The sequence below is a fragment of the Cellvibrio chitinivorans genome (assembly GCF_035117775.1).
Lineage (GTDB): Bacteria > Pseudomonadota > Gammaproteobacteria > Pseudomonadales > Cellvibrionaceae > Cellvibrio > Cellvibrio chitinivorans.
The window spans coordinates 342,209-367,663 of sequence record NZ_JAYKKN010000004.1 but is presented as its reverse complement, the minus strand read 5'-3'; the positions used below and the strand labels follow the sequence as shown (position 1 = coordinate 367,663).

Annotated in this window: 18 protein-coding genes; 11 read left to right on the top strand and 7 right to left on the bottom strand. The window is 45.8% G+C overall.

The window, feature by feature from the left end:
- The first annotated feature begins 262 nt into the window (after positions 1–262).
- The 3 genes from SPL68_RS13555 (at position 263) to SPL68_RS13545 (ending at position 4,182) form a co-directional block, all read left to right on the top strand.
- Positions 263–1,831: a tryptophan halogenase family protein gene (locus SPL68_RS13555; RefSeq protein WP_323815704.1), complete on the top strand. Its 1,569-nt coding sequence runs from the start codon at positions 263–265 to the stop codon at positions 1,829–1,831.
- A gap of 45 nt (positions 1,832–1,876) precedes the next feature.
- Complete coding sequence (locus SPL68_RS13550) at positions 1,877–2,605, top strand: SapC family protein (protein WP_323815703.1); 729 nt, start codon at positions 1,877–1,879, stop codon at positions 2,603–2,605.
- Between the two features lie 74 nt (positions 2,606–2,679).
- Positions 2,680–4,182 carry a tryptophan halogenase family protein gene (locus SPL68_RS13545; protein WP_323815702.1) on the top strand — a complete coding sequence of 501 codons (1,503 nt, stop codon included), beginning with the start codon at positions 2,680–2,682 and terminating at the stop codon, positions 4,180–4,182.
- A gap of 2 nt (positions 4,183–4,184) precedes the next feature.
- Here the strand turns inward: SPL68_RS13545 and SPL68_RS13540 are convergent, their stop codons facing one another.
- Positions 4,185–4,895: a DUF6445 family protein gene (locus SPL68_RS13540; RefSeq protein ID WP_323815701.1), complete on the bottom strand. Its 711-nt coding sequence runs from the start codon at positions 4,893–4,895 to the stop codon at positions 4,185–4,187.
- A gap of 226 nt (positions 4,896–5,121) precedes the next feature.
- On the opposite strand from SPL68_RS13540, the gene hrpA reads away from it, so the two are divergent.
- From hrpA to SPL68_RS13510, 6 genes are all read left to right on the top strand, one after another.
- Positions 5,122–9,084 (top strand): ATP-dependent RNA helicase HrpA, encoded by a 3,963-nt coding sequence (gene hrpA / locus SPL68_RS13535; protein ID WP_323815700.1) that lies wholly within the window; start codon positions 5,122–5,124, stop codon positions 9,082–9,084.
- 144 nt (positions 9,085–9,228) lie between these two features.
- Positions 9,229–9,582: an HvfA family oxazolone/thioamide-modified RiPP metallophore gene (locus SPL68_RS13530; protein WP_323815699.1), complete on the top strand. Its 354-nt coding sequence runs from the start codon at positions 9,229–9,231 to the stop codon at positions 9,580–9,582.
- Positions 9,582–10,451, top strand: coding sequence for an HvfB family MNIO-type RiPP peptide maturase (locus SPL68_RS13525; RefSeq protein WP_323815698.1), 870 nt, complete (start codon positions 9,582–9,584; stop codon positions 10,449–10,451). Before SPL68_RS13530 ends, SPL68_RS13525 begins: the two co-directional genes overlap by 1 nt.
- Positions 10,448–11,188: an HvfC family RiPP maturation protein gene (locus SPL68_RS13520; RefSeq protein WP_323815697.1), complete on the top strand. Its 741-nt coding sequence runs from the start codon at positions 10,448–10,450 to the stop codon at positions 11,186–11,188. Before SPL68_RS13525 ends, SPL68_RS13520 begins: the two co-directional genes overlap by 4 nt.
- 295 nt (positions 11,189–11,483) lie before the next feature.
- Positions 11,484–12,521: a porin gene (locus tag SPL68_RS13515; RefSeq protein ID WP_323815696.1), complete on the top strand. Its 1,038-nt coding sequence runs from the start codon at positions 11,484–11,486 to the stop codon at positions 12,519–12,521.
- Positions 12,522–12,623: 102 nt separating this feature from the next.
- Positions 12,624–13,073: a hypothetical protein gene (locus SPL68_RS13510; RefSeq protein WP_323815695.1), complete on the top strand. Its 450-nt coding sequence runs from the start codon at positions 12,624–12,626 to the stop codon at positions 13,071–13,073.
- Between the two features lie 56 nt (positions 13,074–13,129).
- Here SPL68_RS13510 and SPL68_RS13505 read toward each other — a convergent pair whose 3' ends face one another.
- The 3 genes from SPL68_RS13505 to SPL68_RS13495 all read right to left on the bottom strand — a co-directional run bounded on the left by SPL68_RS13505 (position 13,130) and on the right by SPL68_RS13495 (position 18,664).
- A complete protein-coding gene (locus SPL68_RS13505) occupies positions 13,130–13,855 on the bottom strand; it encodes an energy transducer TonB (RefSeq protein WP_323815694.1) in 726 nt (241 codons plus the stop codon).
- Between the two features lie 324 nt (positions 13,856–14,179).
- Positions 14,180–16,870, bottom strand: a complete 2,691-nt coding sequence (locus SPL68_RS13500; RefSeq protein WP_323815693.1) for a TonB-dependent receptor domain-containing protein — start codon at positions 16,868–16,870, stop codon at positions 14,180–14,182.
- Between the two features lie 126 nt (positions 16,871–16,996).
- Positions 16,997–18,664, bottom strand: a complete 1,668-nt coding sequence (locus SPL68_RS13495) for a hypothetical protein (protein WP_323815692.1) — start codon at positions 18,662–18,664, stop codon at positions 16,997–16,999.
- 394 nt (positions 18,665–19,058) lie between these two features.
- Here SPL68_RS13495 and SPL68_RS13490 point away from each other — a divergent pair, with 394 nt between their 5' ends.
- Positions 19,059–19,811 carry an MlaA family lipoprotein gene (locus tag SPL68_RS13490; RefSeq protein ID WP_323815691.1) on the top strand — a complete coding sequence of 251 codons (753 nt, stop codon included), beginning with the start codon at positions 19,059–19,061 and terminating at the stop codon, positions 19,809–19,811.
- A 44-nt stretch (positions 19,812–19,855) separates the two neighbouring features.
- Here SPL68_RS13490 and SPL68_RS13485 read toward each other — a convergent pair whose 3' ends face one another.
- The 3 genes from SPL68_RS13485 to mutS all read right to left on the bottom strand — a co-directional run bounded on the left by SPL68_RS13485 (position 19,856) and on the right by mutS (position 23,631).
- Positions 19,856–20,164 (bottom strand): PilZ domain-containing protein, encoded by a 309-nt coding sequence (locus SPL68_RS13485; protein WP_323815690.1) that lies wholly within the window; start codon positions 20,162–20,164, stop codon positions 19,856–19,858.
- Between the two features lie 234 nt (positions 20,165–20,398).
- Complete coding sequence (fdxA, locus tag SPL68_RS13480) at positions 20,399–20,722, bottom strand: ferredoxin FdxA (protein WP_323815689.1); 324 nt, start codon at positions 20,720–20,722, stop codon at positions 20,399–20,401.
- Positions 20,723–20,946: 224 nt separating this feature from the next.
- Positions 20,947–23,631 (bottom strand): DNA mismatch repair protein MutS, encoded by a 2,685-nt coding sequence (mutS, locus tag SPL68_RS13475; RefSeq protein WP_323815688.1) that lies wholly within the window; start codon positions 23,629–23,631, stop codon positions 20,947–20,949.
- A gap of 232 nt (positions 23,632–23,863) precedes the next feature.
- On the opposite strand from mutS, the gene SPL68_RS13470 reads away from it, so the two are divergent.
- Positions 23,864–25,138 (top strand): tyrosine-type recombinase/integrase, encoded by a 1,275-nt coding sequence (locus SPL68_RS13470; protein WP_323815687.1) that lies wholly within the window; start codon positions 23,864–23,866, stop codon positions 25,136–25,138.
- The last annotated feature ends 317 nt before the right edge of the window (positions 25,139–25,455 follow it).

The following is a 25,455-nucleotide window of genomic DNA, read 5'->3' as shown; positions in this document are numbered from 1 at the left end:
AAAGTTGTATGAAACGGGAAAAGCCGCTGGAAACAGCGGCTTTTTTAACAATCTAGGCCAAGGAACCTCTGAAAAATGTTTACGGTGCAGCTCTGGCTAGGCAAATTTGCTCGAAAAAGTGGAGTTTATTGAAATAAATGAGCATTTTGAGAGCAAATTTAACGACGCCAGAGCAAACAAGTTAATTTTTCAGAAGTTCCCTTGTTTTATCTTGCTAGTACTGCACGTGAATAAAAATTATTAAAAATCAGGCAGGTTGTATATGACTGATCGAGTCACTCAAGTTGTTATTGTCGGCGGAGGTTCTGCAGGTTGGTTATCTGCTGGAATTATTGCTGCCTCAAGCCCCGAATTTGTACAGGTCACGCTGATTGAATCTCCCGATATCACACCCATTGGTGTAGGCGAGGGCACTTGGCCAACTATGCGAGCCAGCTTACAAACTATGGGGATATCAGAAGCGGATTTTTTCCGCGAGTGCGATGCCAGTTTTAAACAAGGCTCAAAATTTTCGCGTTGGACCAGCTTATCCAAAGAGGATGATTACTATCACCCTTTTACTGTTCCAGCAAAATATCACGAGATCAATCTCGCGCCTTTTTGGTTGCCCTTTAAAGACAAAATTCCCTTTGCCAATGCCGTTTGTCCACAAGCCGTTATTTGCGAATTAGGTTGCGCGCCCAAACAAATAACCACGCCCGAATTCAGTGCTGTACTCAACTATGGCTATCACTTGGATGCAGGAAAATTTGCGGCGTTTTTGCATAAGCATTGTGTTGAAAAGCTGGGCGTGAATTACATCAGCGCCAAGGTAACTACAATTTATTCTCATGAAAATGGTGATATCAAATCAGTAGCAACTGATCGCATGGGCGACATTGCTGGCGATCTCTTTATCGATTGCACCGGTATGTCATCCATGCTGCTGGGCAAGCACTACGGGGTGCCACTGGTATCGCAAAAACAGGTGCTATTTAATGACTCTGCACTTGCAGTACAAATTCCCTATACGGAAGGTGCGGATGCCATTGTATCACACACACTTTCAACTGCTCAGTCTGCGGGTTGGATTTGGGATATCGGCTTGCAGTCCCGCCGCGGAATTGGCCATGTGTTTTCCAGTCGCTACACTACCGATGACATTGCTGAACGCGAGCTGCGCAATTACATAACCCCCGCAGTAGGGGAGAAAATGGCCGAAGAATTAGCAGTGCGGAAAATTGCATTTAATCCCGGCCACAGAAAAACTTTCTGGCATAAAAACTGTGTGGCGATTGGTCTGTCTGCGGGGTTTATTGAGCCGCTGGAAGCAACAGCATTAGTATTGATCGAATCTTCGGCAAAGATGATTGCCGAACAGTTTCCGGTGAATCGAACGGTAATGGATACGCTCGCCAAGCGCTTTAATAACACTCTCAATCACCATTGGGTGCAGATCATTAACTTTCTTAAATTGCACTATGTGCTAACCAAGCGCACAGATACTGAATACTGGCGCGACAACTGCCTTGCCAATAGCATCCCTGAAAATTTGGCAGAACTATTGGCGCTTTGGAAGGTGCAATCACCTTGGCTGCAAGATGAAGTTCTGCGCGAGGAGATGTTCCCATCGGCAAGTTATCAATATATTTATTATGGAATGAAAGCGACAACCGTTACCACTGCGGCAGATGAATCCAATCTGCAAAAAATCATGCAGGTTAAAAAACGAAAAAAAGCAGAATACATTTTTGTGGAGAATGCGCAGCATGTTCAGCAATTGAAAAAATTACTTCAGCCTAATCGAGAATTGATAGAAAAAATAAAGCAGTATGGGCTGCAAGCTATTTAAATTTTAAATCGCAATACCAATAACGAATTATATCCAGGAGATACCATGCCTAATTTTGCTTTACTCAATAATGTCGCTCATAAAAATATGCGTGTAATCCGCGAGAATGGCTTGCGGTATGGCGATAGCGATATGTCGGTAGTGACGTTTCCGCAGGAATTTCGCGCTATTCAAAATGAATACCCTATCTTTTTTCAAAAAAATAATGAGACGGGAAAGTTCATTCCTATTGCCTTAACCGGTCTGCGTCAAAATGAAAATTTATTTTTGTCCGATAAAGGGTGGGATGCGCAGTATATTCCCGCTTCTATTAAACGACGCCCTTTTCTGATTGGTGTTCAGCCTCCAAAACCGGGTGAAGGAGAGCAGGCGAGCCGCATGGTTTATGTTGATATGGATAGTCCGCGTATCAGCGAAACCCAAGGTGAACCGGTATTTTTGCCTCACGGCGGTTATTCACCTTATTTGGAATCTATGGTGGATTTGCTTGAATACATTCAATACGGCACTGATCTAAATGAACAATTCATTCAGGCGTTGCTGGCAAATGAACTCCTGGAGATTGTTACACTGGAAATTACCTTAAAGAATGGCGAGCAAAATAACTTGGCAGGTATGTATACCATCAATGAAGAAAAATTAGCTGCGCTCAGTGGAGCGGCGATTGCTGAGTTACATAACAAGGGGTTTGTTGAATACATCTACATGGTGCTTGCTTCACACTCAAACATGATCAAATTAATTGCCCGTGTTGAAGAACGCATAGCTGGCTAACAAAACGGACCAATTAACCTGTGTTTCTCATCCGCCTTATGACCTTAATAAATAGACTTTAATAAATAGACCTTATGAATAGCCACAACAATAAGTATATTAGAAACCTTGTGATCGTCGGTGGCGGCACCGCAGGGTGGATGGCTGCTGCCGCATTCTCCAAACTGTTGGGCAAAAGCATCAAGGTTACGTTGGTTGAGTCGGAGGAAATTGGTACTGTTGGCGTAGGGGAGGCTACAGTGCCTCCACTAATTTTATTTAATCGCTATTTGGGAATTAATGAACAGGATTTTCTTTCCTATGTAAAAGGAACCATCAAATTAGGTATTTCATTTGAAAATTGGAAAAATATTGGCGAAAGCTATATTCATCCATTTGGTAACACAGGGAAGGATACCTGGGCTGCAAGTTTCCAGCATTTTTGGCGCAGAGGGCTGGAGCTAGGAGTGAATTATCCCTTAGGGGATTATTCATTAGAGTATCAGGCTGCGTTACAGAATAAATTCGCGCATATGCCGAATTCCCCAATGACTTATGCATACCATTTAGATGCAGGGCGCTACGCAAAATTTTTGCGCGAGCTTGCAGAAAAAGCTGGTGCCGTACGTGTGGAAGGTAAGGTTGATGAAGTGCTGCTTGATAAGGACGAATACGTCAGTGCAATTAAATTGGCATCGGGCGACATAATTAGCGGTGACTTTTTTATCGATTGCACCGGTTTCCGCGCATTATTAATTGAGCAGGCATTGCATACAGGGTTTGAAGATTGGTCGCATTGGTTGCCGTGCGATACCGCGCTTGCGGTGCAAACCGAATCTGTGCGTGAACCTGTTCCTTATACGCGATCTATTGCGCATGCCGCCGGTTGGCGTTGGCAGATTCCACTGCAACATCGGGTAGGGAATGGTCTGGTTTATTGCAGTCAATATATTTCAGATGATGAGGCTAAAAAAACCTTACTAGAACAGATTGAAGGCCGTACAACATCTGAGCCAAAATTAATTCGTTTTAAAACCGGGCAGCGACTCAAACACTGGAATAAAAACTGTGTGGCCTTGGGCTTGGCGAGTGGATTCATTGAGCCTTTGGAATCGACCAGTATTCATTTAATTCAGCGTGCTATCACACGTTTGGTTCAAATGTTTCCGCTGGATGGAATTCGTAACTGTGATATCGATGAATACAATGCGCAGATGAAAACAGAAGTGGAATCCATACGGGATTTCATCATCATGCACTACCATCTCACTGAGCGGGATGACAGTGGTTTTTGGCGCTATTGCAGAAATATGCCAATTCCCGAAACACTTGCACATCGTATTCGTCTATTTAAAGAAACCGGAAAGCTTTTTGTGGAATCGCCCTATAAGCTTTTCGCAGAACCTTCATGGCTACACGTAATGGTCGGGCAGGGGATTATTCCAGAGCGATACCATGCCGTAGCCAATGAGATGTCAGAACAGGAGTTAAAAAAATTCTTGGAAGATACGAGAAATACAGTATTTAAAACTGTGCAGAAGCTGCCATTGCATCAGGATTACTTGGAATATTTTTGCAAAGCTGATACGTGGGATTAGTTTTATTTTAAGTAGATGAAACTATTTAGTGTTAAGCGCCCAATGATTGGGTTTGGGCGAAATTGAAAATTTTCAGGAATAGACGCTGAGTGTAATACATCGCCGGGATACATAATTAACCGGTTGATGTTTGCTTCATAGCGGCCGATTTCCTCGTAATATTGGTTGGAGCCATTAATATACTTTTTTTGCCAGTTCGTATCTTTCGCTTCCTGCTCCAAATAGTCTGCGTATTCATCCATTCGCTCTGGCGATAGGCTTTCAAATCCTGTCGCCTTGTGGCGATACAGTGAAGTCCCGCCTTTTTCTGGTGTGCACAGGTAGTGCACACACGCGAGTTTTTGTTTGTGAATCGTATCTACATGTGGGCGCGATTGTGGCGGCGCTAACTTTGCTGGCGGCGTGAGTACCATTGAGTACATGGATTGTGAGTGACTGATATGGTCGCGTGTAATATTGAATGCGTTGCAAATAAGTTCAGGTAAATAGGTTTGCAGTGCTTGACTATAAAATTCTGGAACCTTGGATTGAATGCCAGGATAAAAGTCAGTCCCATCATGAAAGTCGCCAAACTTTACGGCGAAACCGAGTAAGGCTTCTGCTTGGTGTAAAAAATTATCGATGATTAAAACGGGTGTCTTTTCATTGCCGACGTGATCAACGCGAAAAGAAAACTGTGGATGCAATGGCGGAAGAAAATTGTCGTTTTGCATTTGGTTTTTTTGCTCATTATTGTGAGTAATTATCGGTAATAATTGTAACGCTTATTGCTTATCCCAGCCTCTGCTTTTATGTAAATATCGGTTATCTGTAGTCCATTTGATAGCCCATTCCGAATCCTGATGGTGTGTTTGTGCCACCTATCGCTCCGCTGTATCATCCGGTTTTATTTCCTGCGCCATTAATTCAGGATGGCGTTATTGAAGCTACTGGGTTGGTATGTCGAATATTTGGTCAAGTTATAAGCAGTCAATCGTCAATGTCATGGGGCAGGACAGGCACAAGCTCGGGCGGCGGTTGAGTGAGCTGGAAAAGCTGGCGCGCGCTGAAAAGCCATTCGAGCAAGGGCTGGAGAAGTGGCAAGCGCAGTTGGCAAAGTCACAAGCTGAAGTGGTGCGCCGTCAGTTATTAGTGCCTGAGCAGATTGAATTTCCGGATTTACCTGTCTGTGAAAAACGCGATGAAATAGCCAAGATTATTGCTGCTAACCAAGTAGTGGTATTAGCGGGCGAGACCGGCTCGGGTAAGACCACCCAGATTCCCAAGATTTGCCTGAGTATCGGCCGCGGCGTAAATGGATTAATTGGCCATACGCAACCACGTCGGATCGCGGCGAATACGGTCGCTAATCGTATTGCGGAAGAACTGAAAACCACACTGGGTGAGAAGGTGGGTTATCAGGTTCGCTTTAGCGATCAGTCCAATGAAAACACATTGATTAAAGTGATGACCGACGGGATTTTGCTTGCCGAAATCCAGAATGATCCCTTCCTGAATAAGTATGACACGCTTATTATCGATGAGGCGCATGAGCGCAGTTTGAATATCGATTTTCTACTCGGTTATTTAAAACAGCTGCTGCCAAAACGCCCTGATTTAAAATTAATTATCACCTCGGCGACTATCGACCTCGAACGCTTTTCACAGCATTTTAATAATGCGCCGATTATCGAAGTCTCTGGTCGCACCTATCCGGTAGAAGTTTGGTATCGCCCGCTTTATGAATTTGAAGCGAGCGATGATAGTGAAGCTGAACCAGATCAATATGCGGCGATTGTCGATGCAGTGCATGAAATTGAATTAAATGAAAAAACCGGCTCCGGCGTGCGCGGTGGCGATATTCTGGTGTTTTTAAGCGGTGAGCGTGAAATTCGCGAAACAGCAGAAGCATTACGCAAAGCACAATTTGCGCATATGGAGGTAGTGCCGTTTTATGCGCGCTTGAGTTTGGCCGAGCAACAAAAAGTATTTGCGCCACACACAGGGCGCCGCATTGTACTCGCGACTAACGTTGCTGAAACGTCGATTACTGTACCGGGTATTCGCTATGTGATTGATCCTGGCTTTGCGCGCATTAGCCGTTATTCCTACCGAACCAAAGTACAGCGCTTGCCAATTGAGCCTGTATCCCAAGCCAGTGCCAATCAGCGCAAAGGTCGCTGCGGTCGTGTCGCAGAAGGTATTTGTATTCGTTTATATAGCGAAGAGGATTTTAATTCTCGCCCCGCATTTACCGATGCCGAAATTCTGCGTACCAACCTTGCAGCGGTGATTTTGCAAATGCTGCAATTACGCATGGGCGATATTCATAAATTCCCGTTTATCGATGCGCCTGATCATCGCCTGATTAGCGATGGTTTTAAATTGCTCGAAGAATTACATGCGGTAAATACGAAAAACCAGTTGACGCCAGTGGGTCAGCAGCTGAGTAAGTTGCCGCTTGATCCACGCCTTGCACGTATGTTGATTTCTGCACAGGAGCAATCCTGTGTGCGCGAATTATTGATTATCTCCAGTGCGCTATCTGTGCAAGATCCACGTGAGCGTCCAGTGGAAAAACAGCAAGCGGTGGATCAAAGCCATCGCCGTTTTTGGGCTGAACACACGGATTTTGCAGGCTTTATCAATCTTTGGGATTACTTTGAAACCCAGCGCCAAGCGCTTACGCAAAACCAATTGCGCAAGCTCTGCAAAAAAGAATTTCTGTCTTACTTGCGCTTACGCGAATGGCGCGATGTTCACCACCAGCTGTGTGTGGCAGTAAAAGACCTTGGTATTCGTGTTAATTCTGAGCCAGCTAATTACGAATCTGTACATAAAGCGCTCTTGACCGGTCTGCTGGGAAATTTAGGTTTTAATCACGAAGAGCGCGAATACTTAGGTGCGCGCAATCGCAAATTTTCGATTTTCCCTGGTTCATCACTCGCCAAAAAAACGCCTAAATGGATTATGGCAGCGGAGCTGATTGAAACTTCAAAACTCTTTGCTTACACGGTTGCCAAAATTGAACCCGAGTGGGTAATTGCAGCAGCAGAGCATTTGATTAAACGCCAACATTTTGAACCGCATTACGATTCGCGTGCGGGGCAGGTGATGGCCTATGAAAAAATCACTTTGTATGGTTTGACGATTGTTGAGAAAAAATCGGTTAACTATAGCCATATCGACCAAGCGCAATCGCGCGAAGTATTTATTCGTGCTGCATTGGTAGAAGGGCAATACGCTCAGCATCCCAAACGTAAACATTTGCAACAGCAGGCGGGATTTAAGGATTTTTATACTCATCAGCAAAATTTGTTGTTGGAGCTGGAGGAGCTGGAAGCAAAATCTCGCCGCCGCGATATTGTGGTGGATGAGCAGGTTATTTTTGAATTTTATGATGAGCGAATTCCTTCGCACATTACCAACCTTGCGGGGTTTGAGTCATGGCGCAAAAAAGCCGAGCAGACCAATCCGCAACTGCTCTACATTACGCGCGAAACCTTGATGCGCCACGGTGCGGGCGATATTACTGCCGCACAATTTCCTAACGAATTGGAATGGCGCGGCATGGTGTTTCCGCTTAGCTATCACTTTGAGCCCAATCATGCATTTGATGGTGTGAGCATTCATGTGCCCATGAGTGTGTTGCATCAGGTTCCCGAACAGCGTTTGGAATGGTTGGTGCCGGGAATGTTGCGCGATAAATGTATTGGCTTGATTAAATCGCTGCCCAAAAATCTGCGCAAACATTTTGTGCCTGTGCCGGACGTAGTGGATAAGTTATTGGCAGTCATTACGCCCGATAACAAACCCCTGTCAGAAGCAATGGGCTTGCAATTAAAACGTTTAACCGGCGTAGATATTCCCAAAGAAGCCTGGTTGGAAACCAACGTGGATGATTATTATCGATTTAATATTCATGTGGTGGATGACAAAGGAAAAATTATCGCCAGTAGCCGCGACTTGAATTCGTTGCGCGACAAATATCGCGAGCGAGTGCAGCAGAATATTCAATCGGCAGCGACGGATATTGAGCGCGATTCCATTACCAATTGGGATTTTGATGAGCTGCCAAAATCCATTCAGTTGCCGCGCGGTGGAATTAATATTCGCGCATATCCAGCTTTGGTTGATAAAAACTCCAGCGTCGCTTTGCAAGTGCTGGATAATCCTTTACAGGCATTGGATCTCACTCAACGCGGCCTGACACGATTGATGTATTTATCGCTTGGGCAAACGGTTAAATATTTGCAAAAAGAATTATTAAAAGGTCAGGAGGTCGCACTGACACTTGCGGGAATTGGCAATCGCGAACAGGTGGTTGATGATTTAATCATGGCGGCGATCAAACAGCTTGCCTGCGCAGACCAACAACAATTGCCGAGAACCAAGACGATATTTGATGAAAATCTTCTATCAATAAAAGATAAGTTGATTGCCCATGCTCAAGAATTAGCGAACCACTTGGTTACCAGTTTGAAGTTATTGGTAGACATTAAAAAGCAGCTTAAGCAGCAAAAAAATATGCTTATGTTGGCTTTCACCATAAGTGATATCAATCAGCAATTGAGTCAGCTTTTTTACCCCGGCCTAGTTTATAAAACGCCGGCGCAATGGTTGCAACAATATCCAAAATACATGCGTGGCATTCAGCAGCGCTTGGAGAAAGCCGCGTTAAATGCACAAAAAGATAAATTGCAGCTCGCAGACATTGCACCTCATTGGAAACGTTTGTCTGATTATCTGGAGAAAGAGGGTGAGTATCGTCTTGCGCAAAACAGTGCGCTGCAAGATTACCGCTGGTGGATTGAGGAACTGCGTATATCACTATTTGCCCAGACCTTAAAAACCCAGGTGCCGGTATCGGATAAGCGTTTGGATAAACAATGGGAGTTGGCGATGTTGGAGGCGCAGGGTTAAAAAGTGTTTAGGTGGTGTAACAAAGTCAGTGTACTTAAGTCTATGCCCATGCATGACGCAATCGCTAGCTCTGTTTCTTTGCCTATGCTAATTTCTCACTCGGCCTGACAGCCGTTACTAACACATAATCTGCTGGAGTTTATTATGAATAACAAAATCTCTTCCATGTCTGCCTTGTTTGGTGCTGCTGTAGTTGCATCGGCTACCTTGGCTCCTATTGCATCAGCTGCGGATGCCAGCTTTACGGCTAACTCTCTGAATGCCGGTTATACCCTGGCGGATAATAGCGCTACCAAATCTGAAGGTGAGCACAAGTGCGGCGAAGCTAAATGCGGTGCTGAGAAAAAAGCGGAAGGCGAACACAAATGCGGTGAAGGTAAGTGCGGTGAAGGCAAATGTGGCGAGGGTAAGTGCGGTGCTGAGAAAAAAGCTGATGGCGAAGGTAAATGTGGTGAAGGCAAATGTGGTGCTAAAAAAGAAGAGAAAAAAGCTGAGTAATGCGCGTTGATTCTTCTGCTGTAAATTATACGGCTGATATCTGCGGTGCAGGCCTTGGTCTGCGCCGCAGTCTTCTCGATACCCTTTCACAATCGACACCGAGCGACATTCATTTTATGGAAGTTGCGCCGGAAAATTGGATTAATCTGGGTGGTCGCTTAGGTAAAAAGTTTCGCGCTTTTACCGAGCGATTTCCATTTGTCTGTCATGGTCTGTCTCTTTCCATTGGATCACCCGCACCACTAAATACTGAATTGTTATTGGCTGTAAAAAAGTTGATGCGCGAACACGGTATTCGCTATTACAGCGAGCATTTAAGTTATTGCAGCGATTCCGGTCAGCTCTACGATTTATTACCAATCCCCTTCACTGAAGAAGCTGTCGATTACGTCGCTGAACGTATTCAACGTGCGCAGGATATTCTCGGCCAGCGTATCGCGATAGAAAATTCCTCTTACTATTGCGCGCCTCAACAAGAGATGAGTGAAAGCGAATTTATCAATGCTGTGATTAACAAGGCGGACTGTGCGCTTTTATTGGATGTTAATAATATCTACGTCAACAGCATTAATCATGGTTACGATCCCTATGAATTTCTCGCCAGTTTACCCGGAGAGCGAACCGCCTATATTCATATCGCAGGGCATTACCATGAAGCTGAGGATTTGCGTGTAGATACGCACGGTACACCGGTGATTGCATCTGTGTGGCAATTGCTGGAAAAAAGCTATGAATTATTTGGTGTAAAGCCGACGTTACTTGAACGCGATTTTAATATTCCCCCTCTACCTGAATTGATGGCCGAGTTGGATGAGATTAAAAAGCGCCAGCACAAATTTTCTGCATCGATGCAGGAGCCGGGTCAATGAAATCCTTTCAGGAAACACAATTGACATTTGCCAGACATATGCGCGCGCCGACTGAATATCCGGCACCGGATGGGATGGAAGATCGGCGTATGGGGATTTATCGCGAGCTGGTTTACAACAATATCGAAAGTTTGATCGCTACCGTTTTTCCCGTACTGCGTTCGATACTGGATGATTCAAAATGGCACAGCATGGTGCGCGATTTTATTCATCACCATGAATGCAAAACACCTTATTTTTTAGAAATCAGCGAAGAGTTTTTGCATTATTTAGCGCAAGAGCGAGGGCTTCGTGAAGGTGATCCGGCATTCTTGCTGGAGCTTGCTCATTACGAGTGGATTGAGCTGGCACTCGATGTTAGTGAAGATGAGATCCCGAAGGCAGGGACTCTACCGCTGGAGTTGCTTAATGCAATACCTTTCGTGTCACCTTTGGTGGCTAATTTATCCTACCAATATCCCGTTCATAAAATTTCCCCTCATTTTCTTCCGCAATTTGGATCGCAAACACACTTGCTGGTTTATCGTAATCGTGACGATAAAGTTTGTTTTATGGAGGTGAGCCTGTTAACCCAGCGGCTTTTATCCCTTCTACAGGCCAGTCCTTTACGTCTTATTGATGTAGTGGAAATGATCGCAACTGAACTGCAAACAGGTGCGAAGAGTATTTCTACAAGCGATGCACAAACCTTAATCAAAGAGCTTTATGGTTTGGGAGTAATTAGCCATTTTGGTTGAGTTTTGTACGTTTAGATCAGGTTTATCGGACGATTGGTGTCGTTTTGATTACTAAAACCGCAAAAATTGTGCAAAAAAATAGGGAATTTGATCTAAAACATCGCTTAATCACAAAATGCCTGATTTTTTCTTTATATAATCCATCGCCGCTGTTTGGGTGCCTGTCATAATTTTGTAATCATCTAGTCACACAATGGCAACACATTTGAAATGCAAGTGTCATTTTTTCTTACAGACCTGATTCCCTATTGTTCAGGAAATGAACATTAAACACACAAAACCAGGAGACAACTCCATGAAAAAAACATTATTGGCCGTGGCATTAGCTTCCCTCGTACCTGTCGGTGCATTTGCCGATGTTGTCGTTTACGGTAAAGCTAACGTTGCTTTGCAAAGTACTGACGAGGCTGAGCTTTCAGCAGCTAACGGTCTTCAGGCAGATGGCAGCAAAGTTGAGTTGGTTAGCAACGCTTCTCGCATCGGTATCAAAGGAAGTGAAGAAGTAAACTCCCAGCTGAAAATTATTTATCAGTTTGAATATCAAACCGAAGTTGATGATGGCGCCAACGGCAGCCAGACTTTCGGCCAGCGTAATATCTTTTTAGGTTTACAAGGCAGTGCCGGTACGATTATGGGCGGTCACTTCGACACCCCAACTAAAGTAGCTCAAGAAAAAGTGGATTTGTTCAATGATCTGGAAGGCGATCTCACCAGTATTTTTAAAGGTGAAGTTCGTGCCAGCAACATCGTTCAATACGTAACCCCTTCCTTCGGTGGTGGCTTCTCTGCGTCTGTGGCTTATGCTACCCCTGAGCGTGACAACGTAACTCTTGCATGTAATGTTTTAACCTCTGTGGAATGTGAACGCTCCGAGGGTGTGTCGGCCTCATTTAGCTACACCAGCCCGATGTTTTATGCTGCGATCGCGACTGATCAAGACGTTGGATTGGACGGTGTGGATTTGATTCGCGCTGTAGCTCGCTTGACTTTGGGTGCTTTCCAATTTGGTGTATTGGGTGAAAGCTACGAGGGACCAAGTGCTGAATATCAGGGTAATGCTGTCGAATTGGTAGAGATTGACGAAGACGGTGTATTGGCATCTGTATTGTGGAACATGACTGACAAGTGGGCATTAAAAGCCCAATATGGCGATTCTGACGTTAGATTTGTTGACGGGAAAACTGCGAGCTTGGGCTTGGACTATAAGATGACCAAGAGTGCCACTCTGTACGGCTACTATACTCAAGTAGAAAATGGTATGCCTGATCTGGCGACAACTGACAGATACCGTGATGATAAGTACGCTGGTATTGGTATGGATTTCAAATTCTAATTCGTTTTTTGAATTAGTTTGAAAGTACAAAGGGTGCCTCATGCACCCTTTGTTGTTTTAGGGTTCTGCTGACTGATGTTGATACTGTTATAGGAGAAACTGATGAAACATTTAGCAATTTTTTTAATGGTTTTTAGTGCTGCTCTGCCAGTTTTTGCTGAGGAAGAATGTGTGCCTGCTGTGGATGCAGCAGACGCAATGAACGTTAATCAAAAAGAATGTGACTACAGCAATGAAGGATTAAACGGTTATCTGCACAACGCAATGAATAAGAGTGAAACTGGAACTGCGGTTGCTACTACAACGATTGCAGCTAGTGGGGCTGCAGCGGCAACGCAAGCGCAATCCGTTAATGGTGCTGCTCAGTTTGGTGCGGTTCATGAATTATCGGTTGAGGTTACTAAATGGTCCCGCGTGTCAGATGCGCGTGCGCAGTTGTTGCCTGATGCAATGGAAATTTGCCCGGATGGTTTTGCCGTGAAAGGTGAAAAATATCGCCCAAGAGCGAAAAATAAAATTCTGTTGGTGATTGAGTTTTCCTGCCTGAAATAAGCTAAAAAAAGACCGCGATTAAGCGGTCTTTTTGTTTAACCAAGTTGCTGATCGCATTATTGTTGGTAGTTAACTACCGCAATATAGTGCATGGCAGTTGGTTTGTTCTCTACGAATCCAGGAATAAACTTGGATTTTTTGAGTGAGCTTTCAATGCTTTCGGCATCGGCTTTTTTGCGCATTGCTGCTTCAATTGTACTCACGGTTTCTACTTTTCCATCCGCTTCGACATTTGCCATTACGCGCGTGGTTTTACCTTCGGCGAAAAATAATTTTCCTGAGCCGTGTTCTTTAGTGCTGTAGTTTGCATACCAATCGTTGGTGTCCAAACGCTCTTGCGGTGCGAAATAGTGAGTGCCGTATTGAGACTGTAAAGTTCCCAAGTTGGGCAGTAAAACAATGGGCGCTTGAGTTCCGCCGAGTGAATATACAACGCGCATTTGCATTCTGACTGGAACCGCTTTGCCATCAATAGTTGCAGGTTCAAAGGTTGCAGATTTCAATGCAGATTCAGTGGCATTTTGCATGGAAACCAAGGGGCTGTTTTCATAGCAGTCAACATTGTTGATATTGCCGGTGCTCATAATGTCGGCTTGGCAATAAACCGCTACAGTTTTAACACCTTCACCAAAAGAGGCGGGCAGGGTTACTTGTTTGCTTAACACTGTTTCGGCGTTGCCGAATTTTGCGGGTGTATAAGCCGCGGCATAACTCGCAAGAGGGGCAATTGCCGCTAAAATTACTGCTGAGCGAATTGCTTTTTTTAGGATAGTTGTAGTCATAGTGTGCTCCTCGTGAATCATTAAACGGCAATCTGCACCCAATTGGGTCGTTGACTTCCGACTTCATTGTTAGATTAGCACTCGACCTAACACACTTATGTGAATAGTTTGTGACAGTTTTTGATGTAAACAGAAAAAACATAAAAATTTTTAGTTATTTATCGATTTTTATTCCATAAGTTTTCAATTTTCTATTCTCTTCTTCAATTTATTCTTTTTTGGTGCGTAGAGGATTTTCCTTTCGCTCACAAAAAAGCCACCCGCAGGTGGCTTTGTTAAGCATTTAATAGAGCTTTATGAGCCGGATAATCCCTATCCTTATTGTTAGAAGCTGTAGCTGATATCTAAGCTCATACTGGTGCCCACTTCCTGGGTCAAAATACTTACGTTCTGACCGGATTCGCTGACTTGAGTAATTTCACGATCTTCATCCAACAGATTGCGCAGTTTTGCCTTAAAAGTTAACTGTTCGGTTGGGTAGAAAGAGTAGGTGAAATCGAGCGAGCTGAATGGTTGCTCAAATGCATCGTCGTGGCCGGTTTCAAGTGCGGCAAAATACACTTTTTCATCAGCGATGTTATAGCTCAGTGCGGCACCGTGCTTGCCATCATCCGAGTCATAGCCCAATTGCATATTGAGTACATAAGGCGATTGGCCGGTCATTTGACGAGTCGCGTTGGTAAAGCCCTGGCCTTCTGGCGATACGATTTCTGAATCGCTCAGGGTGAGGTTACCCGAGAGGAAGAAGCCGTAATCCAGATTCAACAAACCTTCGAGTTCCAAACCGTAAACTTCACCTGATTCAGCGTTATAGAAGCCCATAACGATATCTTCATCGGAACCTGGGTTGAGTTTTTGCTCAATCGGGTCAGTGATGTCTTTATAGAACAGGGTTGCAGTCAGGTTGTTGCCGCCATCAAAGTACCACTCACCGCGAATGTCGTAGTGGTCCAGTGTGGAGAACACCAGGTTGGGGCTACCCTGAATACGCATATTCAACTCAGGGTCGATATAAACCACATCGGATAATTCACGCAGGTCAGGGCGAATCACAGTTTTTGCGTAACTCAAGCGCAGTTGGAATGACTCGCTGCCCATAAAGCCGTCGTTAAAGAAGGTAAGGGCTGCCGAAGGTAACCAACGTTCATCTTGAGTTGCGTAGGTTTGGTCTTCTTTGGCTAAATTTTCGATCAACTGTTGGATGGTGATACCGGTGTAATCCAGCAGGTCTACGGGCAGGGTTGCGGTGCGGTAATCTTCATAGCGAGCACCGGCGGTAAAACGCCATGCATCGTTGAAGTTGGCATCAAACATACCGTAGTAGGCATCGATCATTTGACCTGCGACGTAGCTTTCGGTACCGAAGCCTTCGCTCATGGTGGTTTCAAAGTGGTTGTTCAGATTGTTGATGTTGGCATCGGTAAATACATCGCCGGGGGTGCCTATCAGGTAATCGCCAGTGGTGCCCAATCGGATCAACGTGGTGTAACCGTAGTATTCACGCGATTTGTCGTTGTAGCTGTAACCACCGCTGAGGGTTAATTCAGCGTTGTCAAAGGTCATTGGTAATTTGGCATTCCAACCGTAGCTGCGTACATCGTCTTGCAGGTTCAGGTAGGCGAACTGTGCAGATGAGCCAGAAGACAGGCGAGTAGAAAGCACTTCACCGGTTGCTGGGTCTACAACGTTATCACCGCCAATGGTTGAGGCGCCGGGAATATTGGTGGTTACGCTCGAATCCGAGTAAAACCAGTCGATATCAATATTACCGCGCGTGCTGTTAGACAGTTGATCAAAGCTGTGTTTACCCAGCGCTTGGGCTACTTCCAATTCCCTATCTTGAAAGCGGGTTTGATAGGTAACTTTTTGTTCGCCATCAATAAGCTGATCGTTGGCGTTGTGGCCATAGGTGATAGCCGCTTCATCAGTCTCATTGCTGATTTTCATGTAGCTGGCTTCGATCTGATGCATGTCCTGGAACTTGACGCCAATACCTGCCGATGCCAGCTCTTTCACATCTTCAACACTGCGTTCGATGGTTGCGAAAGTCGTATCAGGCGCACCTATACCGCGAGTTTTTTGGTCTTTGTTGCGCCATTCGGTTTTTTGCGACCAGTTAACAATCCCGCCCAGCGTCCATTCATCGCCTATATCCCAAGAGTCACCTAAAGCAACTGAGCCATTTTGATCGAGGGATGGTTTATCGCGTTCGATGCCGATATCGCGATTAATAGACAGAGCAAGATCGCGATTAATCAAAATAGATTCTTGTGCCTGTTCAGGTGTGACGCTGTTATTTACTTCGGTGCTCAAAATACGGCGAATACCGTCAATATCGATGCGGCCTTGATAGGTATCCAGTGCGTTATCGATTGCTTTGGGCAAGCCCGATGATTTGCCACCGCCGGAATAGGTCAGGGTGTCATCATCATTATTGGTGTTAGTACCGGTACCGATGGTTACATCAAATACGAATTCATCGGGAACGCTTTTGGTTCTGATGTCTACGTTACCGCCACCAAAGTGACCGGGTAAGTCGGGTGAATAAGCTTTCTGGACTTTCAAACTATCTACGATAGACGAAGGGATGATGTCCAAAGGCAATACGTTGCGCGTTAATTCTGGTGATGGAACCTGTGCGCCGTTCAATTGCACACTGGCATAACGCTCGCCCAAACCGCGGACATAAACATATCTGCCTTGATTCAGGGTTACACCGGTTACGCGAGTCAATGCTGCGGCAACGCTGGTATCGCCAGTGCGCGCGATTTGATCTGCACCCATTAATTCGGCGGCGAAGGCGTCTTCCATTCGCTCTTGGATCAGCGATTGTGCGCCACTTTGCTGGCGTCCGGTTACCAGCATTTCTTCCATCACCGGTGCATCAATGACGGGGGCTGGTACAGGAGTTGGTTCATTTTCTACTTGCGCCAAGGAGCCTTGTGCTACTAATGACAAGGAGGCAGCTGATATGGCGATAAATAATTTGTGTCGATTCAATGATAGTTTTTGCATGATGTAAACCTTATGAATACGGTGGTCTGACTGATCTTGGCTTAAAAAGAGAGGCGCCCTGGGGCGCCTCTTTTCGTTGCCAGCAACAAGGCCCGGTTGCCCCTGATTAGGGAGGTGAGCCCTGAATTACTCGGCAGACAGACCTACAGTCCAGCCAGATACCCAGTCATCTGCTTCACTTACCGCACCGATGAAGTCAACTGCTTCGAAGAAGTCGTTGGTGCCTGCAACTGGTGCAGTGGTGGTAGATGGTGCTTCAGACAGAGTGGTTACATCGAAAACAGGTACGGTGATTGCTGCACTGTTACCGTCAGTCATGGCTGCTGGAGTCAGGTAAGCAACTGGGTTGGTAGCCAGATCCTTGATGATGCTTGCTGGCAAGCCACCGGTTACAGTTGAGTCAATCACAACGTTGTTATTGCCAGCAGTGGTGAACCAGGTTTTAGCATTGAAGCCAGCATTGCTCGGATCAACCTTGCCGGTTTTGACTGCTTCTTTACAGGCAATCAAGTTGCTCTTGGCTACAGAGATACCTGCTTCAATTGCATCAATAGTGTATGGACCTTCGGTGTCATCCACTTCAAAGCACTCGTGAGAAGACATGTCAGCAGTATTTGAGGTCATGATTGAGTTGTAGATCTCAAATTGGGTGCCTTCACGGAACAGAGGACCTTCTGAGTCATCTTTCGGGGTCGGATAAGTGCCTTGGTCTTTGCTAATACCTGAAGTGATACAGGTCATGTTAGAGAAGCGAGCGTGAGTCATTGGAGTGGTGTTGTCTGCACGACCACCACCAGTGTTGTCGCCTTCGATACAACGGCCGCTACCAGATGGAGCAACGGTCAGTGCGAATTGGATGTTACCTACATAGCCGTCAGCAAAATCGTAAGAGTCATCGCCAACGTTTACGGCTACAACGCGTTTCAAGTTAACTGCGCCACCGAACATTTCAAAGCCGTCATCGCGAGTGGTGTAAACCTGAACATATTCAACTTCAGTGCCTGAACCAACAGCGAAGAAAGTAACAGCGTTCAATTCGTTGCCATCAACTACTTCGTAACCTGCGTGTTTCACCACAACGTACTTCAGCACGCCTGATGATTCGGTATTGTCATTGCCGCCGTAAGTGCCTGGGCGACCTTCAGCCTGAATGTGACAGTTCAGTGGGTCGGTACACTTGTTGGTGATCCCTTGACCTAAAATTTGCAGGCCGCCCCACAAGCCGCGGTCACCCAAGGTGGCTGCGTTTTCAACCAAGTCTTTAGTAGCGCTGAATACGATAGGTGCTTCTTTGGTACCTTCAGCATAGATTTGTGAACCGCGAGCGATGCGCAGGTAATCAACCGGGTTGCTGAAAGCGATTTTAGCGCCAGCTTCAATAGTCAGGATTGGGCCTTCGCCAGCAGCTGGTACTTTCTCGCCAGCAAGAATGTCATCCGCGTCGAAATCTTCGCCGATAAACAGGCTGTCTTGGAAAATATGTACGCCGCCGTTTGGCAGAGCAGGGATGTTCAGGTCAACGGTGATTGGACGGGTATCGCTTGCGAAAGTCACACCGTAAGTACAGTTGTTACCATTAAGAACACCTTGAAATGCTTGCCCGCTAAGAGTGTATGAAGCACAAGGATTGGTTGCTACTGATGAACTGCTTCCTCCGGTTGCGGGAGGATTGTTAGTGGTGTTGTTGTTTGAGTCAGTAACGGTGTTGCTTGGGTTCAGGTTGATGTCGCCACCGCCGCACGCTGCCAAGGTTGCAGCCAGTACATTCAAGGCAAAAAGATTTTTCAGTTTCATGAGCTACTCTCTTTCTCGGTTTCACAGGATGGGTAAGGAAATCGTGAACGCGATCTTGCTTTGCGTTATGGAGCGCTATCTTCGGTGACAAATGTGACGCTTAAACGACAAAACCGTGAAAGATTTGTTTCGATAATATGTCAGTAATATTTCAGTGATTGATTATTTTGGTGACAAAAAAAGCGAATTGGTTGGTTGGTGATCACGGTAGGAATGTGGCATTTGTAATCACATAGGCTGGGCTGCACTAATTTGGGTTGTTCAAGGCAGGGTGATTCGCTAAAGTGGCTTTTTTCTGTGTCTTATTTCTTAATTGAGATCCTGTCCTAATTGGATCTTGCGCTGATTAAGTTTATGGAGAGCCAAACGCCAAAGTCGGCGTATCTGAGATCTTATGAAATCCATTTGTAAACCTTTTATTACCTTGCTGCTTAGCGGTATCGTCACTGCTCATACCGCTGTGGCGCAAACAGAACAAGCTCCGGCAGATCCAGACCCATGGCAGGGTTTTAACCGCGCCATGTTTAAGTTTAACGATGTAGTGGATCGCTGGACGCTCAAGCCCTTGGCTAAAGTTTACAAATTTGTAATGCCAGACCCGTTGGAAGATGGTGTTAGCAATATCTTTGATAACGTTCAGGAAGTACCCAATGTGATTAATGGTGTACTGCAAGGTGATATCAAAGGCGCGGCGCACGATACTGGCCGCTTGCTGGTGAATACTACCTTGGGTATTGGCGGTCTGTTCGATGTGGCCAAGTACATGAACCTGCCTGCCGATGAAGATGAAGACTTCGGTCAGACATTGGCTGTTTGGGGAGTTGGACAGGGGCCTTATCTGGTATTGCCTTTATTGGGGCCTGCCACAGTGCGCGATGGATTTGGTCGCCCGGTGGATTTTTATACCAATCCAACTAACTATGTAGATCACAACCGCACTGAATATACGATCTGGGCCTTGTCTTTGTTGGATACTCGCGCAGAGTTGCTGGATTTGGAGAAAAACCTCACTGGTGATCGCTATGTATTTGTTCGCGATGTCTATCTACAGCGACGTGAGTTCCTGATCAATAACGGTGAAGTAGCTGATGAATTCGGTACGGAAGAGTTTGATGACGCGGATTTTGAAGCAGAGTTTGAGGAATAAAATGAATGAGACGGCTACTGCAAAGTAGCCGTTTTTGTATGGGCTTAGGCCAGAATTTGCAGAATCTCCAAACCCAGCAGGTAGTCGCCAGCATCAGTGGTTGTTGAGCGCGCAACCTTGGCACGTGCCCGCAGGGTAGGGCTGTGGCCGTGGTCAGAAGAAACTTCCACTTCCATCTCTGTGCCTACATCTATATGGGTTTTGGTCTCAACTTGCAGCCCGCCACCGCTTAAATCCAAACATAAGCCTTCAATTACTCCTTCATTGACAGACAATTTTGCACTCAAGGGTGCGCCGATTTTCATGCGGATGAAATCGCGTTTTTCGCTGTAAGGCTTATCGTTAATCCCCATCGCAAATACCTCTTTATTAATGTTCAGTTATTAATCTAGGTTGTTGAGTTTGTTAGTAAAACGATGAAATTTATTTGGCGTTGAAACCAGCCGAAAAAACTACCGCTTGTGGGTTTGACCGAACTGAAACACAACTGAGTGTAGCACAGCGTTTTGAATAGCCAACGCAAATCCAAGACGAAAAAAAACCGTGCTGTGCACGGTTTTTAAAGAGCTTTTGGGGCTAGCTGTAAATTAACGCTCAAGATACTGAAGCTTGCCAGGAACACCATCCCACTCAGCGTGGTCAGCAGGGGCATCTTTGATTTCAGTAATGTTTGGCCAGACTTGCGCCAACTCGGCGTTCAATTCCAGAAATACCGCTTGGTCTTCTGGCAGTTCGTCTTCAGAGAAGATGGCACCAACAGGGCATTCAGGCTCGCAGAGGGCGCAATCGATACACTCGTCCGGGTGAATCACCAAAAAATTGGGGCCTTCGTAAAAGCAATCAACCGGGCAGACTTCCACACAGTCAGTGTGCTTACATTTAATGCAATTTTCCCCAACTACAAATGCCATAGGAGACTCCACAGATAACAGAATTCAGTAAAGAGTGTGCGCCCATGAGTGGCTCCGCACAAGAGCGCGCATTCTAAACAGCAAAGCCTGGTTTGGGTAGGCTTTTTCCGGTGAATCAGCATGGAAAAAGCATCAAATTGCTGCGAAAAACCGTAACTGAGAATCGTTCTTTTTCATTAACAGTTTCAGTGATAACTCATATTGAAATTGCCAATGAATTTCTATCATTTTCCGCGCGCGTAAAGTTCTTTTAGTTTGTACAACTGATCGAGCGCTTCGCGTGGCGATAAAGTATCTGGGTTAATTTTATGCAGCGCCGCCAATGCAGGATTTGGCAAAGTATCAAATAATCCTGATTGTGCTGGTGATGCCGCACTGGTTTGCATTTCAACTGGCGCAGCTGGGATTTCTGAGGGGGCTGTTTCAGGCGCTGCTGCTACTGAGGCTACTGGAGTTGAAATCGTTGCTGCTGTATTGGACGAGTGCGATTTAATGGAATGCGGATGTTCGCCATTTTCCAACAAGAGCAACTGTTGTTGTGCTTCTGCCAAAACTTGCGCAGGAATTCCTGCCAATTTGGCTACTTGCAAACCATAACTTTTACTTGCCGGTCCTTCCTGCACTTTATGCAGGAACACAATATTGTCTTTGTGTTCAGTTGCATTCAAATGCACGTTGGTGATGCCGGGAACCGTTTCTGGCAGCGTGGTAATTTCAAAATAATGCGTGGCAAACAACGTGAAGGCGCGGACTTTTTCTGCGAGATGTTTTGCGCAAGCCCATGCGAGCGAAAGGCCATCAAATGTACTGGTACCGCGCCCGATTTCATCCATCAAAACCAAACTGCGCTCAGTGGCGTTATGCAAAATATTCGCGGTCTCGGTCATCTCCACCATAAAGGTCGAGCGTCCGCCGGCTAAATCGTCGGCAGAGCCAATGCGAGTAAAAATGCGATCCACAATTCCAATCGCCGCTTTTTGCGCAGGTACAAAACTGCCGATATGTGCGAGCAAAGTAATCAGCGCAGCCTGACGCATATAGGTCGACTTACCGCCCATGTTTGGGCCGGTGATGATGAGCATGTGACGCTGCGGATTAAATTCCAGATCGTTAGGCACAAAGGGCGCGCTAGTGACTTGTTCAACAACTGGATGGCGTCCACTAACTATGTTAATTCCGGCGCGCAATGATAATTCCGGCTTACAGAAGCCGAGCGCATCGGCGCGTTCGGCGAGTGTGGCGAGTACGTCCAGCTCTGCAACGGCTGCGGCAGAATCTTGTAGCGGAATCAAATGCACATTCAAAATATCAATCAATTCTTCATAGAGTGCTTTTTCGCGGGCGAGTGCGCGGCTCTGTGCGGAGAGCGCTTTATCTTCAAACTCTTTTAATTCTGGTGTGATGTAACGCTCGGCATTTTTTAGCGTTTGGCGACGAATATAATCTGCTGGTGCTTTTTCTGATTGTGCCGACGTTAACTCAATAAAATAGCCATGCACACGATTGTACCCAACCTTGAGCGTTGGAATTCCAGTGCGTTCGCGCTCGCGAACTTCCAAGTCCAATAAATATTGTCCGGCGTTGGTGCTGATATTGCGCAGCTCATCCAATTCAGCGTCGTAACCTTCTGCGATTACACCACCATCGCGAATTACGACTGGTGGGTTTTCAATAATCGCGCGCGATAACAAATCCACCAATTCAGGAAAGGTTGAAATTTGTTGTGCAAGATTTTTTAACTGCGACGATTTTTTTTGCGCGAGTTCATTTTGCAGTTCAGGGTAGGTGCCAATCGACATTAGCAAGCGCGATAAATCGCGCGGGCGCGCAGAACGCAGTGCGAGGCGGCCGAGAATGCGCTCCATATCACCAACACGTTTTAAAATTCCATTAAAAATTTCAAACGTGTAGTTGTGTTGTAACTCGGCGATAGCATCTTGCCGGCCAATTAATAAATCCAAATCGCGCAGTGGGCGATTCAACCAGCGGCGCAGCAAGCGGCTGCCCATGCTAGTGGCGGCGCGATTCAGAACGGAAAATAAGGTGTGCTCATCGCCGCCGGTTAAGTTGATATCCAACTCCAAATTGCGGCGTGTAGCTGCGTCCATAATCACCGCTTCATCGCGATTTTCATGCGCAAGACTGCGCACATGGGGCAGGGCGGTGCGCTGGGTTTCACGCGCGTAACTCAGCAAGCATCCAGCAGCGCAGATTGCAGTTTTTAAGTGGTCGCAGCCAAATCCTGCCAAATCTTTGGTGGCAAATTGTTGGATCAATAAACGTTCGGCTGTTTCCAAATCAAATTCCCATGGGCCGCGACGACGCAAACCTTTGCGATTTTCCACCAACGCCGGAGTGGTGATGTGGTCGCTGATCAATAATTCTGCCGGACTTAAACGCTGCAACTCACCGAGCGCCGATTCCAAACCTTCTACTTCCAGTACCAAAAAGCGGCCGCTTGCCATATCCAGCGAGGCAATGCCAAAAGTCTCACCAGCTTGATGCACTGCGACGAGCAGATTGTCGCGGCGCGAGTCGAGCAGAGCTTCATCACTTACCGTACCGGGGGTAACTATGCGCATCACCTTGCGCTCAACCGGTCCTTTGGTGGTCGCCGGGTCGCCCACCTGCTCGCACACAGCAACGGAAATCCCTTCTTTTACCAATTTGGCTAGGTAGCCGTCGGCAGAGTGAAATGGAATTCCCGCCATCGGAATCGGCTCACCATTGGACTTTCCGCGCGCGGTGAGGGTGATATCCAGAATTTCCGATGCACGTTTGGCATCATCAAAAAACAGCTCGTAAAAATCCCCCATGCGATAAAACACGATTTCATCTTTATGCTGGGCTTTGATGCGTAAGTACTGCTGCATCATAGGGGTGTGTTGGTCTTCTTTAATGTTGTCCATACTGCAAAAATTTATCTCTAAGTATATAATTTATATGGAAAGTATATTGTTTCTGGTGTTCTTTGGTTTTCAATGTAATGCATGGAATTTCATGCATTTGCAAAATTAAATGTAGGTATTTACATAGGTTTAATGGTGTCCCATCGAGGAAAGCTAAAAACCTATAGAAATAACCTACTCACAATAGAAAAGGTATCTAAGGATACGTGTATGAACTTCGTGAGGCTAGTCAATGAGTGAATCGAAAAAGGCACTTTCCTCGGCCAGTTTGGCATCTATGCGCCCCGGAGATTCGGACTTGGCGGATGTCGGAGAAAACAGAGGTTTGAGGGTGGCATGCGGTAATGCTGGGACTAAATCATTTTTTTACCGCTACACAAGTCCAAAAACTGGCAAGTTAATCCAAGTGCACATTGGCCACTTTCCTGCGATGTCATTAGCTGAAGCACGAGTACAGCTTCGTGAGTTAAAGCAGAGAAGAAAAGAGGGGCGCTGTCCAGCTACAGAGAAGCGCGATGCTGCAATCGAAGTGGCTGTGTCTAAGCAGCAGACGCTAGAAGTCTTCACGTTGAAGGCTGTTATCGATATTTATCTTACGCAGTACATTGAGGATCGGGTTATTTCCGGAAAGACCATTGCCGGTGCTCGAAAAAGAAAAGGGCAGTCTGAAGTTAGAAGGACATTGTATGGCGATGCTGTGAGGGTTCTGGGTGACCACTCAGCAGAACAGGTAACTCGAAAGGATATCGTTAATTTGGTAATGGAGATCGTTAAAAGAGGGGCAAATGTGCAAGCTGGGAATGTTCTCAGGGAGCTGTCATCAGCTTATGAGTATGCCATCGGACTTGGCTATTTTGATGACAGCTTTGCTAATCCTGCTTTGCTGGCAAAATCAAGTCTTAAACAGGCAAGAGTTAAATTAACATCAAATAAAGGTAAGCGAGTGTTATCAGATGTTGAGCTGATTCAGTTTTTTAAGTGGCTTCCAAAGTCAGTTTTTACTCCAACCCAGAAAAATGTTCTCAGGTTTACGTTGTGGACTGGTTGCCGTACTGGTGAAATTTGCGATGCCAGATGGAGTGATATTGATTTAAGTAATGCTACTTGGCACTTGAAAGCCACGAAAACCGGCGTGGAACGATACGTACAGCTACCGATGCAAGCGGTAGATTTTCTCAAGCAGTTAAAATTGGTTACCGGTGACTATCTGTTCCCCTCACAAAAAACGGGTCTTCCGATCCAGCAAAAGTCAATTACTGAACAAGCTTGGCAGCTACGAACCAGTGAAAGAATGCTTGATATAGAGCATTGGTCTCCACATGATTTGCGTCGAACTGTGAGAACTGGATTGTCTAGAATTGGATGTCCAAGTGAAGTTGCTGAAGCCATACTTGGGCATTCCAGAAAAGGAATAGAAGGAACATATGATCTTCATCGATATGAGGATCAGTGTAAGGTCTGGCTGCAAAAGTGGGCTGATCGACTTGACGAACACCAATATAAGTAGAGTGTGCGCCAATGTATATAAATACTATCTTGCGGCTCAATGTGCGGTTGGCGTGCATAATGTGCACTAGCTCAGGCCTGATCTGACACTACGCTTTGGAAGAAGAAAGTTGCTTTTTGTGAATATGTATATTGGATCTCGCATCAACCCCATTTTCAACTAACTTAACGAGACTACTTTATAGATGCTCGGACACTTTTGAGGTTGTTACGCAATCAGTTGATGGTCAGCATTCTGAGTATAGAGAGCTGATTAGGACTGACTGAGGAAGCTGTAGCAATGTAAGTAGACTAAAGCTAAGCGCGGTGTAATTACGT

Excerpts from the sequence above, each read along its gene's own strand:
- SPL68_RS13555 (WP_323815704.1), top strand. The coding sequence starts at position 263 with ATGACTGATCGAGTCACTCAAGTTGTTATTGTCGGCGGAGGTTCTGCA.
- SPL68_RS13550 (WP_323815703.1), top strand. The coding sequence starts at position 1,877 with ATGCCTAATTTTGCTTTACTCAATAATGTCGCTCATAAAAATATGCGT.
- SPL68_RS13545 (WP_323815702.1), top strand. The coding sequence starts at position 2,680 with ATGAATAGCCACAACAATAAGTATATTAGAAACCTTGTGATCGTCGGT.
- SPL68_RS13540 (WP_323815701.1), bottom strand. The coding sequence starts at position 4,895 with ATGCAAAACGACAATTTTCTTCCGCCATTGCATCCACAGTTTTCTTTT.
- hrpA (WP_323815700.1), top strand. The coding sequence starts at position 5,122 with ATGTCGAATATTTGGTCAAGTTATAAGCAGTCAATCGTCAATGTCATG.
- SPL68_RS13530 (WP_323815699.1), top strand. The coding sequence starts at position 9,229 with ATGAATAACAAAATCTCTTCCATGTCTGCCTTGTTTGGTGCTGCTGTA.
- SPL68_RS13525 (WP_323815698.1), top strand. The coding sequence starts at position 9,582 with ATGCGCGTTGATTCTTCTGCTGTAAATTATACGGCTGATATCTGCGGT.
- SPL68_RS13520 (WP_323815697.1), top strand. The coding sequence starts at position 10,448 with ATGAAATCCTTTCAGGAAACACAATTGACATTTGCCAGACATATGCGC.
- SPL68_RS13515 (WP_323815696.1), top strand. The coding sequence starts at position 11,484 with ATGAAAAAAACATTATTGGCCGTGGCATTAGCTTCCCTCGTACCTGTC.
- SPL68_RS13510 (WP_323815695.1), top strand. The coding sequence starts at position 12,624 with ATGAAACATTTAGCAATTTTTTTAATGGTTTTTAGTGCTGCTCTGCCA.
- SPL68_RS13505 (WP_323815694.1), bottom strand. The coding sequence starts at position 13,855 with ATGACTACAACTATCCTAAAAAAAGCAATTCGCTCAGCAGTAATTTTA.
- SPL68_RS13500 (WP_323815693.1), bottom strand. The coding sequence starts at position 16,870 with ATGCAAAAACTATCATTGAATCGACACAAATTATTTATCGCCATATCA.
- SPL68_RS13495 (WP_323815692.1), bottom strand. The coding sequence starts at position 18,664 with ATGAAACTGAAAAATCTTTTTGCCTTGAATGTACTGGCTGCAACCTTG.
- SPL68_RS13490 (WP_323815691.1), top strand. The coding sequence starts at position 19,059 with ATGAAATCCATTTGTAAACCTTTTATTACCTTGCTGCTTAGCGGTATC.
- SPL68_RS13485 (WP_323815690.1), bottom strand. The coding sequence starts at position 20,164 with ATGGGGATTAACGATAAGCCTTACAGCGAAAAACGCGATTTCATCCGC.
- fdxA (WP_323815689.1), bottom strand. The coding sequence starts at position 20,722 with ATGGCATTTGTAGTTGGGGAAAATTGCATTAAATGTAAGCACACTGAC.
- mutS (WP_323815688.1), bottom strand. The coding sequence starts at position 23,631 with ATGGACAACATTAAAGAAGACCAACACACCCCTATGATGCAGCAGTAC.
- SPL68_RS13470 (WP_323815687.1), top strand. The coding sequence starts at position 23,864 with ATGAGTGAATCGAAAAAGGCACTTTCCTCGGCCAGTTTGGCATCTATG.